Below are 11,950 nucleotides of genomic sequence, written 5' to 3'. Positions count from 1 at the left end.
ACGACCCAAGGGCATCTCAGCGCTTCCCAAGGCCACATTGATCGGTAATGTTCGCATCAAGCGCATGGGATCGCTACGGTCGGACGCTCGCGCTGGTTCGGGGCTCTAAAGGTGACCGCTCCTGTTGGCCAAGCGATCGACCGGGGAGACTGGGATAGCCGGTCCGGAGTTGAGGCGCAGATTAAAAAATCCGTTTTGCTAAGCACACGATGAACGCGAGCAGGTCGCATCCCTTCTGCGGACCTCCAAACTTAGTTCCATGAACTGATCTGGCTCCTCATGTTGGCGACGCAAACACGGCCAAAATCCAAAGTAGCATCACTGCCAACATTCCCGACTTTAGCTAATCGAGCAGGCCAATGAAGTTAGAACTCCCTCTGCTGCCGTTAATCCTGGACGCGCCGCGAGCAATTTCCCATCATGCACCCCAAGAGGTGAGACCGAGATGATTAACGACGCTGTCACGTTTCAATTCCGGCGCTTAGATGAGCCGCGGCTCACACTTCCAGCCGCTTTCATCGGTGGTGTTACCTCGACCTTCACGCGCATGGCGGAAGAACTAGCAGCTACCGGCGGATATGAGGTGCGGATCGAGCTTGAACTGCTCTCCGCACAGCAGGGGTCTCTGACCACAATGTGGATTGCGACGGTTGAGTGGCTCAACGAGCGGCGCACCTCGCCAGGCGAGGTGGCAACTTTGATCGCCCTACCTCTCGCAGCGTTGCAGATGCTCAATTCTGGCAGTTCCGCCAGTGCGGTGCCGACGACCCCAGAACCGAGCTATGAACGCGCGCTAGCGATAGTCGAGCGAGCCGAGGCGCGTGTAACCGCGAAGGAGTGGGCAACGAGTCTGCAGAACGCCATTGAGATATGCCGAGTCGATGAGGTTTTGATTGTGGTTCCCGATTCCCCAGGACGCGTGGTGCGCGGCTCGAACTACCTGGGTCGCAAGATGTCTGAGTATCTTCGGGTAGAACCCGATCAGATTGGAGACCTGATCCGGGATCTGCGTCGGATCGACGCAATCTGCGATGTCGTCGTGCTGAATGATCGAACGGTCCGGTATTTTGTGCCCCACCCAGACTCCGATCTGAACAACTTTCTGATGCAGATCGAAGATATCAAGAAGGCGTATCAAGTCACGGCTAGTCGCGATGAACGCGACATAATATTTTGACGTGCTACTATTATTTTAATCCCATGCGCGCTGCAATTGTAAAAAATGCTCGATTGAGCGCGCTAATAGCTGCCATGCTGCCCGCGAATGATCGCTTTCAGAGCTCCATGCTCGGGATTTGCGGACCGCGTCCATTTGCTGACAAAGGGACATGCCGCATCTCTCCAGGTTTGCGCTTAAGATGACGCAAATGCCGGTCGGGCAATAACCCAAGTTGGTGACGCGTTCTCGACGCGGCGCCGGTCAAAATGAATCAATAGGGCGATTGAGAAGAGCCGTCGCATAATAATACTGTCGCGACAGGTTGTAGTGGCACGATCGGCAGGCTGAATGACGGATTTTCGAGCGCATTGCAGACTGGCAGTTTGTACTGAGACGGCCCGGCAGCTACTGGGCCGATTGCAGACTGGCCGGTTTCAAGAGCAGCAGCTGTGAAAGCGGACCTTCGTTCAACTAAGCCTCGAGTCGCAAAGGACCCACAGTCGGTCATTCAGGCCGCCCTTGCGATTTCCAAACTTCAGCCACTCGTTTATGATGTTACCTGTGACCGCTCAGAGCTCCAGCACAGCTGACAAATCGGCACGCCTTGAGAAAGCAGAACGCGAACGTCGTCGAGCTTGACGTCCGGCGCGTCGCAGACTCAACATGAACTGGAAGTCCCCTGAATGTTTTCCAGGGCGTCGCTGGCGTTGTTGGATGACAGATTTCGGTAAGGTCAAAGGCAGGCTTGCGACACCCTGGTTGCGCCGCCATCACCGTAGAGTTTTGCGGATATCGCGTTGGCCTTTGTTCTCCGCATGCTCTCAAACTTAATTGTCGAGCGATGCTGCTTGAAGCAATCGTTTTACAGCTGGGTCAAGCAGCGGGAACGTCTGGCGCGCGCCGGAACAGACCATAACGGCCGAAAATTCGTGCGCAGTTCATTCTTTTTAACTTGGTAATGCGTCGCTATCCTGTCCATCAAGGGGGATGCCATGCAGATTTTCAACGATGATGCGGCAGGGTCGGAGACAGGAGAGGGGCGCCATCCGGCGATAGTCGCCGATGTTGCGGGCAGTTTCACTTACGCTTCCTATCAGAACGCGATCCCCGTACTTCGTTCGATCCAGAATCGACAACGAACCGGGCCAGCGCCATGAAAACTGCCGACTGGAGCTGACTGCGTCCCCCGCCTTTTTGCGGCCTAAGACCTGGATGATCGACAGGCTTGCGCCGGGTGACAGCCTGCCGCTCGGCGACCGCAAGGTCGAGCTCGACGCCGACTATCTTTCCGGCCTGAACGAGGCCGAGCGCGGCGAGATCACGCTGCGGCTTATCGCTGGCGACACGCTGCTCGACGAGCAGCGCTTCGCCGTTCGCCTGCTGGCGCGCGACGAATGGGGCGGGGTCGCCGACATGGCGCAACTGCTTCCCGCGTTCGTAATGCCGAACGAACCCGCGGTCGCGCGTATTCTGCGCACCGCGGCAGAGCGGCTGGCGGCGCATGGCCATGCCAGCGGGCTGGATGGCTATCAGTCGGGTGACCCGCAGCGCGCGTACATGCTGTGTGCGGCGATCTATTCGGCGATCGCTGCCATGGGAGTGCATTATGCCGAGCCGCCCGCCAGCTTCGAGGCTCGCGGACAGAAGGTGCGCCGCCCGGCGACGATTGCCGAGGAGCGACTGGGCACCTGCCTCGACACCACGCTGCTGTTCGCGGCGGCGCTGGAAGGGGCGGGCCTATACCCCGTCATCCTTATGTTCGAGGGACATGCCGCAGTCGGCGTATGGCTGGTCAAGCGGACGCTGGCGAATACGATCGAGACCGATGCGATGGAAGTGCGCAAGGCGCTTGCCTCGCACGAACTGATCGTGTTCGAGACCACAGGCGTGACGCATCGACCAGCGATGGCGCTCGACGCGGCGCAGCGCGCGCTGGATTACCGACTGGGGGAGGAAGACGCGCACGGCTTTGTCGCGGCAATCGACGTGCGGCGCGCGCGCAGCGGCGGGATCACACCGCTCGCCTCGCACGAGCTGCGGGCCCCTGCGGATGTGGATGCGGATGATGCGGCGGCGGTAGCCGAACTGTCCCTGCCCGCGGCGCCTTCTTTCAATGAGCTGGCAGTCGTGCCGGTTGAGGAAAAGCCGACCAATGCCGCCGGACGGATTGATCGCTGGCAACGCAAGCTGCTCGATCTGACGTTGCGCAACCGGCTGCTCAACTTCCCGGACACCAAGAAGACGATCCCGTTTCTGTGCACGGACGTGGCCTATCTCGAGGATCGGCTGGCCGATGGCGCGGCGATCCAGATCGTCTCGCTGCCCCATCAGAACCCGCTCGGCGAGCGCGATGCTGGGCTGTACCGCGAGGTGCATGGGCGCGATATCCAACGCGGTTTCGCGGCGGAAGCGCTGGCGCGCGATGAATTGCCGTCGCCGCTCGAACAAGCGCTGTTGGAGGCGCGGCTGATTGACCTGCATCGCCAGGTCCGCAACGATTTTGCCGAGGGCGGCGCGAACACACTGTTCCTCGCGGTGGGCTTTCTGCGCTGGAAGAAAAAGCCCGAAGACTCACGCAGCTATCGCGCACCGCTGCTGCTGGTGCCGGTCAAGCTTGAGCGGCGCAGCGCGAGCGCGCCCTTCCGCCTGCGCTTCCACGAGGACGAGCCGCGCTTCAACGCGACGCTGTTGCAGTTCCTGGAGCGCGAGTTCGATTTGAAGCTGCCGCAGTTCGCCGGCGCGCTGCCCACCGACGATAGCGGTATCGATGTGACGCGGATTCATGCGATGATGCGTCACGCCGTGCGCGACGTGCCGGGAATGGAAGTGCTCGACGAGACCGCGCTGTCGACCTTCAGCTTCGCTAAGTTCTTGATGTGGAAGGATCTGGTCGAACGGACCGATGCGCTTCGCGAGAATCGCGTGGTGCGACATCTCATCGATACGCCCGAACACCCCTTCTCCGGTGAGGAGGGGCAGGTGGCCTTTCATGACGAAGCCGAGCTCGACCGCATCTATGCGCCGGTGGACATCATCTGCCTGTTGCCGTCGGATTCGTCGCAAACTGCCGCAAGCCTGGCTGCGGCGGAGGGACGCGATTTCGTGATTGTTGGTCCGCCCGGCACGGGCAAGAGCCAGACGATCGCCAATATGATCGCCAACTGCCTGGCGGTGGGGAAGACCGTGCTGTTCGTCGCCGAGAAGACGGCTGCGCTCGACGTGGTCTATCGTCGGCTGCGCGAGCACGGCCTGGGCGATCACTGCATCGAGCTGCATTCGAACAAAGCCGATCGGCGCCATTTTCTGGCGCAGCTCAAGTCCGCATGGGAGCATGGGGGGAGCGGTGATCCGGCGCAATGGATCGCGGTGAACGAGCGGCTGCGGGTGCGGCGCGATATGCTGAACGGTTATGTCGCAGCGCTGCACAAGCGCTATCCCAATGGTTGGACGCCCTATCTCGCGCTCGGCATCGCGCTACGGGCCGCGGACGCACCCGCGCCGGAACTCGGCTGGCAACCGGGGCAGGTGCAAGACGCGCAGACGCTGGCCGCGCTGGAGGAACTGGCGGACGAACTCGGGAAGGTCTTCGGGTCGGTCGAGCATCGGCCGGCGCTCGATCTGGTAGACATCGAGGAATGGAGCGCGGCACGCCAGGACGAAGCGCTCGCGGCGGGGGCGTCGTTGCGCAATGCGAGCGAATTGCTCGAAGGCGCGCTTGACGGCTATCGGTCCGCGCTCGGCATTGAGGCGGCGGATCGGCCGGGCGAGGCCGAAATCGTCGCGCTGTCGAAGCTCGCCGAAGCGATGGAGGGTGCCCGCGGACGCGACCTGTCGATCGCGTTCGATCCCGACTTTGCGCGCTGGGCGGGCGACCTGTCTGCGCTGGAGGCAGCGATCGCCGATTATCGCGGTGCCGAGCACGGGCTTGCCGCAACGTTCGAGCCCGCTGCCGTGCGAGATCTGGATCCCGAGGCACTGGAGCGCCAGTGGCGCGAGGCGAGCGCCTCATTCTGGCCGTTGTCAGCGCTGGGTCGGCGCAAGGTCGCGCGGCTGTTGCAGGGCTACGCGACAAGTGGCGAGCCGCGACCGGAAAAGGACTTGCCCAACCTGCGCCGGATGAAGGCGCAGCTGGCAGTGATTGACGGTACGCCTCTCACCGATCGACCTTTGCCGATAGCGGGCCTCGACACCGACGCTGTGGCGATCGCCGACCTGCTCGCCCGCGCGGGCAAGCTCCGCGCTGCCGTGAAGCTAGACGGACAGGATCGCGACGCTGTGGCGCAGCGCATCGCCGCTGCGTTGCGGGATCGCGATGAAACGGGCTGGATCTGGCAGGCGGGCGCCAAGCTGCTCGCGGCCACGCGGGTATTCGACACGGCGCGGGACCGCTTTGCCAGCAGCGCAGGGCGCCGCGTGACAGTCGACAGCGGGCCACACGCGCTGACCGCGCTGGGCGATACGCTTGGGGCGTTGGCGGAGTCGCGCCACCTGCTGCGCGATTGGTCGGCATGGTGCCGCGTGCGCAACCGCGCCATCGCGGCAGGGCTGGAAGGGCTGGTCGCCCGCCTGGAAGATGGGGGCGTGGCCCCGGACCAGACCCAGGCGGCGTTCCGCCTGGGTTATGCGCGGTGGTGGTTGCCCTCGGTGCTGGATGGCGATCCGGTGCTGCGCGACTTCCGCCGCTTCAGCCATGACAACGCCATCGTCGAGTTTCGTGAGATTGACGATCTGGTTCGCAGCCATGCAACCGGGCGGGTGATCAGCGCCATCGCGCACGGGCTTCCGCCGGTGCAGTCAGTGCCGCGCAATTCCGAACTGGGCCTGCTGCGCTATCAGATGGAGTTGCAACGCCCCAGCCAGTCGATCCGCGACCTGATCGGCAAGATGCCCGAGAGCTTCTCGAAGCTGGCACCGTGCATGCTGATGTCGCCGCTGTCGATCGCGCAATATTTCCCGCCTAATCAGGCATTGTTCGATGTGGTGATCTTCGATGAAGCCTCGCAGATCACGACCTGGGACGCGGTGGGCGCAATCGCGCGTGGACGCCAGACGATCATCGTCGGCGACCCCAAGCAATTGCCGCCGACCAACTTCTTCGGGCGCAACGAGGAAGAGGAGGAGGTCGCCGATCACGAGCGCGACCTCGAAAGTATCCTCGACGAAGCCAAGGCGTCGGGCATTCCGGTGCGCGACTTGCGCTGGCACTATCGCAGCCGCAGCGAATCGCTGATCGCCTTTTCGAACTATCATTATTATCAGAACCGGCTGGTCACCTTCCCGTCGCCCCAAGTCGAGGATCGCGCAGTCAGGCTGCACAAGGTGCCGAACGGAGTTTACGACCGTGGCAAGAGCCGGACCAACCGGATCGAGGCGCAGGTCGTTGCGGACGAAGCCGTGGCGCGGATGCGGACCTGGCTCGACCTGCCCGAAAAGACCCGCCCGACGTTGGGGATCATCACCTTCAATGCGCAGCAGCAATCATTGATCCTCGACCTACTCGACGCAGCCCGGCGCGAAATGCCCGCGCTCGAATGGTTTTTCGCCGACGAGCGGATCGAGCCGACGATCGTCAAGAATCTTGAAAATGTGCAGGGCGACGAGCGCGATGTCATCCTGTTCTCGATCACCTTCTGGAAGGATGCGGCGGGCAAGCTGACGATGGATTTCGGCGCGCTCAATCGCGACGGTGGCGAGCGGCGGCTGAACGTGGCGGTCACGCGCGCGCGGCAGGAGCTGATCGTGTTTTCGGGCTTCACCGCCGACCAGATCGATTCGACGCGCACCAAGGCGATGGCGGTCCATCACCTCAAGACCTTTCTCGACTATGCCGAGCGCGGGACGATCGCGTTGCCGGCACGGACCATGGGGTCGGTCGGGGGTTTCGATTCTCCGTTCGAGGAAGCGGTAGCCGAGCAGCTGGAGCGGCGCGGCTGGCAGGTCGTGCCGCAGGTCGGCGTTTCCGGATTTCGCATCGACCTCGGCATTCGCCATCCCGATCTGCCCGGAGCCTATCTGGCCGGTGTCGAGTGCGACGGCGCCTCCTATCACAGCGCCGCAACCGCGCGCGATCGCGACAAGGTGCGTGAGCAGGTCCTGGTCGGGCTGGGCTGGAATATCCTGCGCGTCTGGTCGACCGACTGGTGGTATGACCCATCCGGCTGCATCGAGCGGCTGCATGCTGCGCTCGATGCGCTGCTGGAGGCCGGCCGCGTCGCAGAAACCGAGCCAGCCGTCACGGTCCGTTGGGACGCCGGGCATGAAGCCGAGGGCATCGAGCCAATCGTCGACAATGACGTCGTCGAGACCTTCGAAACGGTCCCAGGGCCCGGCGTCGCCGAAGGCGCAGTGGTCGCAGCCGAAGCGCCCCCAACCCAGGTCGCAACCGTGCAAGGGGAAGCATCGCCCGGCGTTGCTGCGGAGGGGGCGTATCGCCTGACCGATCTGTCCGGTATCGCGACCGATCCCGATCGCTTCTTCGACTTTGCCTATCGCGACACGCTCCGGGCGCTGATCGCGGCGGTGATCGAGAGCGAAAGCCCACTGCGCACCGATATCCTATACCAGCGGATCGCGCGCGCACATGGCTGGCTGCGTACCGGCTCCAAGATCCGCGAGCGCATCGAAATGCATCTGCGCGATTTCGACCGAACACAGGAATCGAGCGGCGAGTTCATCTGGAAGCGGGGGTGCGATAGCCGAAACCGTCCCATACCGCATGTCGGCGGACGAGGAGTCGCGTCGCGGGATACCGGATATCCCGTTGGCCGAACTGGCGGCGGTGATTCAGGCGCATCCGGAACTGCTCGACGAGCCCGATCCCGCGCGCGAACTGGCGCGGTTGCTGGGTGTCGAACGGCTCGCGGCGGGATCGCGCACGCGGCTCGACGAGGCGATCGCGCGGATGCGCGGTGACGCGGGGCCGCCGATAATGCAGAACATCACCGAATGACCATCCGCTTCATCCATTCGAGCGACCTGCATCTGGGCAAGCGCTTCGGCAATTTCGACGGCGACCTGCCCGGCAGGCTCCGCGAGGCGCGTCACGCGGTGATTGGTCGGCTCGCCGAACATGCGCGGTCACAGGGGGCGGACACCATCCTGCTCGCCGGCGATACGTTCGATACCGAGACGCCAGCCGCCGATGTGCGGCGCCAGGCGCTTACCGAAATGGCGCATCACGCGCCGATCCGCTGGGTGATCCTGCCAGGCAACCATGACTCGCTCCAGGCGAGCGAATTGTGGGCGCAACTGACGCGAGAAGCGCCCGAGAATGTCGTGTTGGCGGTCGACGCTGCTCCGATGGAGCTGGCATCCGGGGCCGTGCTGCTTCCGGCGCCGTGCACCACGCGCCGCCCCGGACGCGATTTGAGTGCGTGGATGGACGGGGCGGGGACCCCCGAGGGAGCAGTTCGCATCGGCATGGCGCATGGCCCGATCCAGAGTTTTTCGGAGGACTCCGGCGCGTCGGAAGTGATCGCGCCTGATCGTGCGCGCCGGGCTGGCCTCGACTATCTGGCGCTCGGCGACTGGCACGGTGCGATCGAAGTCGATCCGCGCACGCGCTACAGCGGCACGCCCGAACAGGATCGGTTCAAGCATGACCGTCCGGGAGAGGCGCTGTTGATCGAGATCGCCGGACCCGGCGCACTGCCGCAGGCGACTGCGCTCGCCACCGCCAGCTTTGTGTGGCGTACGCTCGACCTGCATTTGCTGGCCGAGGACGATCCTGCCCCTGCATTGGCCGCGCTGTTGCCTGAATTGCGCGATCGTCGGCAGACACTCGCGCGGATCGTGGCCAGCGGACGCGCAGGACTAGCGGCACGCACCGCTCTGGCAGCGGGGGTGGAAGCGGTTTCGCCCGATTTCGGGTGGCTTGCGCTCGACGACGCGGATCTCGCGACCGAGTGTGCGGTGGAGGATCTGGATGGGATCGATCGTGCTGGCGCGTTGCGCGAGGCAGCCGACGCCCTGCTCGCCGAAAGCGAGGACAGCAGCCGTTCTGCGGCGGAACGCGGTGTCGCCGCGGCTGCGCTGGCGCGGCTCTATGGCTATGCCCAGGCGGTGTCGGCATGAAGCTTACCGCCCTCCGCCTGCATAACGTCAAGCGCTTCGGCGGGCGCGGCGTGGCGATCGAGGGGATTGGGGATGGCGTGAACGTGTTGTGTGCTGCCAATGAGTTCGGCAAATCGACCAGCTTCGAGGCGCTGCACGGCCTGTTCTTCCAGCCGCATTCGAGCACCGCTGGCGATGTCCGCAATTTGCGCCCCTATAGCGGCGGCAGTCCGCTGATCGAGGCGGATATCGCAGTTGGCGACCAGCAGCTGCGCATCACCAAGCAATTCTATACCGGGAGGTTCGCCAAAGTTGCGGATATGGCCAGTGGTCGGCTGATTGCGCAGGCTGACGAAGCGGAGAATTTCATCGCCGGCCTGATCCATGGCGGCGCCGGCGGGCCGGCTGGGCTGCTCTGGGTGCGCCAGGGCATCACCGGGATCGAACAGCGGAGCCGCGCAGCGGAGGATAGCGACCGGCTCGCGCGCACCAGTCTGCTCGAATCGGTGCAGGGCGAAGTCGAAGCAATGACGGGCGGGCGGCGCATGGCCGAGATCATCGCTGCCGCCGCAGAGGAAAGCGGGGCATTAGTGACAGCAACCGGTCGCCCCAAGGCGGGTGGGCGCTACGCCGCTGCGATCGAGCTCCGCGATTGCCTGGCGGCGGACGAGCGCCGGCTCGCGGACGAAGTTGCGGCGCTACGCGATGAGCTTGACCGGCGCGGCGTGGCGCAGAAGCGGCTTGCCGAACTGGAGAATGCGGACGAGCGCGATGCGCGGCGCCAGGCAGTGATTGCCGCCGAAGCCACCTTGGATGCGGCTCGCGCGCAGGCTGACAAGCTCAAGGCTGCGGAAGCCGAACTCGGATTGGCACGCGAACGCCGGGATATGGCGGAACGCGAGCAGCAACAGTTTCTCGCCGCGTCGACGGAAGCGCAGCAGGTGGCCGAGGAGAGCCGCACGGCGAATTCGCAGCGGGACGAGGCGGTCCGCCGTCGCCAGGCGGCAAGCGCCGCAATCGCTGCGGCGCAGGCTCAAGCAGAGAAGGCAGAGGCGGAGGAAGCCGAAGCGCGCGCCTTGCTCGACACACTGAATGCCGCAGCGCGCGCACGCGATGCTGCCGAGCGGCGCACCGAGGTCGAGGATCGTCTTCGCCGCGCCGAGGAAGCGCGCTCAAAGATCGAAGGCTGTGAGGCGCGGCTCGCGCAGGTGCGCCTGCCAGCGGGGGCGATCGAGGAGCTGGCCGGGCTCGACGTGGAAATCGTCCGCATCCGCGCCGTGCAGGATGCCGCGCGCCCTTCGGTCACCGTCACCTATGCCGACGGCGCTGCGGAGAGCGTCACGCTGCAGGGTCTCGTGCTGGAGGATGGCGAGGAGCGCGGCTATGACGGTCACGCCGAACTCGTCGCACCGGGCGTCGGGGTGATCACGCTGCGATCGAACCGGGCCGATCAGGATGACGGCCGGCTCGCCGCGGTGGAGGCGCAGCGGCGTGCGCTGCTCGCGTCGATGGGGGTGCCCGATCTGGCGGCGGCCCGCGAACAGCAGGTCCACGCGCAAGGGATCGAGGCGCAGGCGAGCGAGGCGCGCGCGCAGCTCGCCGTGCTTGCGCCGGATGGGCTGGAGGCGTTGCGCGGGGCTGCGGTGATGCTGGCGGCGGTCGATCCGGTGCCGATCGAACTGAAGGCCGATCCGGAGGAGGCGCGCGTCGCTTGTGAAGCGGCGGAACAACGACGACGCGATGCAACGCAGACGATCCGCGTGACCGAACCGGTTCGCGCTCAGGCGGAAACGGCATTCGTTGGCGCGGAAACGGCACTGGCGCGGTTGCAGGCGCGGGAGCAGCAGAGCGCTGCGGTGCTGGGCCCATCAGATGCGCGCGAGGCGAGAGGCGAGGAGCTTGGCATCCGCTTTGCCGAGCGCGAGGCGCTGCTTGGACAAGCGCAGGAACAGGTGGATGCGTTGGTCTCCGCTGTGCAGGATTTCGACGCCGCGGAGGCAGCGTTGCGCCGGATTCGTTCGGTCGAGCAGGCCGCCGAGAGCGAGATCCAGCAATTGCGCGAGACCATCGCGGGACTGAATGCGCGGATCACGGCTCGATCCGACGACGCCGTCGAGGAAAACTGGCTTCAGACCGTCGATGCGCTGAATGCGGCCGAAGCTCGGGTGGCAGCGTTTGCGCAGGAGGTGGCGGTGCTCTCGCGGTTGTCTGCGGCGCTTGAGACGGCGAGGGCAGAGGCGCGTGACCTGTATCTCACGCCGGTGATGAACGAACTGCGCCCGCTGCTCGGCCTGTTGTTCGACGATGTTACGATCAGCTTCGACGATCGCACCCTGTTGCCGCAGAAGATTGTGCGCGGCGGTCAGGAAGAGGATGTCGAGCGTCTGAGCGGCGGTATGCGCGAACAGCTCTCGGTGCTCACCCGGCTGGCGTTCGCCCGCTTGCTCGCACGCGACGGGCGCCCGGCGCCGGTCATCCTGGACGATGCGCTTGTCTATTCGGACGACGATCGAATCGAGCGCATGTTCGATGCCTTGCATCGCCAGGCGCGCGATCAGCAGATCATCGTCTTTTCCTGCCGCCAACGCGCGTTTCAGCGCTTAGGTGGAAATATATTGCAGATGACGGATTGGCAGCCGTCAGCATGAACGCGGGAAAATGGTCATGATTGGCGCCCCACGCTGGATAAAAATAACGAATATGTGTCGCCGCTCGTACTACCATAGAGCCGCCGCGGTC

The 11,950-nt window shown here is 64.4% G+C and carries 4 protein-coding genes; all 4 read left to right on the top strand.

The window, feature by feature from the left end; translation table 11 throughout:
- Nucleotides 1-445: 445 nt before the first annotated feature.
- Entirely contained in the window at nt 446-1,177 is a 732-nt protein-coding gene (locus LRS12_RS08605; protein WP_257844216.1) for a hypothetical protein, read from the top strand.
- A 1,194-nt stretch (nt 1,178-2,371) separates the two neighbouring features.
- On the top strand, nt 2,372-8,071 hold the full coding sequence (locus LRS12_RS08600; RefSeq protein WP_257844215.1) for a DUF3320 domain-containing protein: 5,700 nt from the start codon (nt 2,372-2,374) through the stop codon (nt 8,069-8,071).
- Between the two features lie 33 nt (nt 8,072-8,104).
- Nucleotides 8,105-9,232: a DNA repair exonuclease gene (locus LRS12_RS08595; protein ID WP_257844214.1), complete on the top strand. Its 1,128-nt coding sequence runs from the start codon at nt 8,105-8,107 to the stop codon at nt 9,230-9,232.
- A complete protein-coding gene (locus LRS12_RS08590; protein WP_257844213.1) occupies nt 9,229-11,859 on the top strand; it encodes a DNA-binding protein in 2,631 nt (876 codons plus the stop codon). Before LRS12_RS08595 ends, LRS12_RS08590 begins: the two co-directional genes overlap by 4 nt.
- Nucleotides 11,860-11,950 lie beyond the last annotated feature (91 nt).

The organism is Sphingomonas sp. J344, from assembly GCF_024700005.1.
GTDB lineage: Bacteria > Pseudomonadota > Alphaproteobacteria > Sphingomonadales > Sphingomonadaceae > Sphingomonas.
This window is presented reverse-complemented; position numbering and strand designations above follow the sequence as displayed.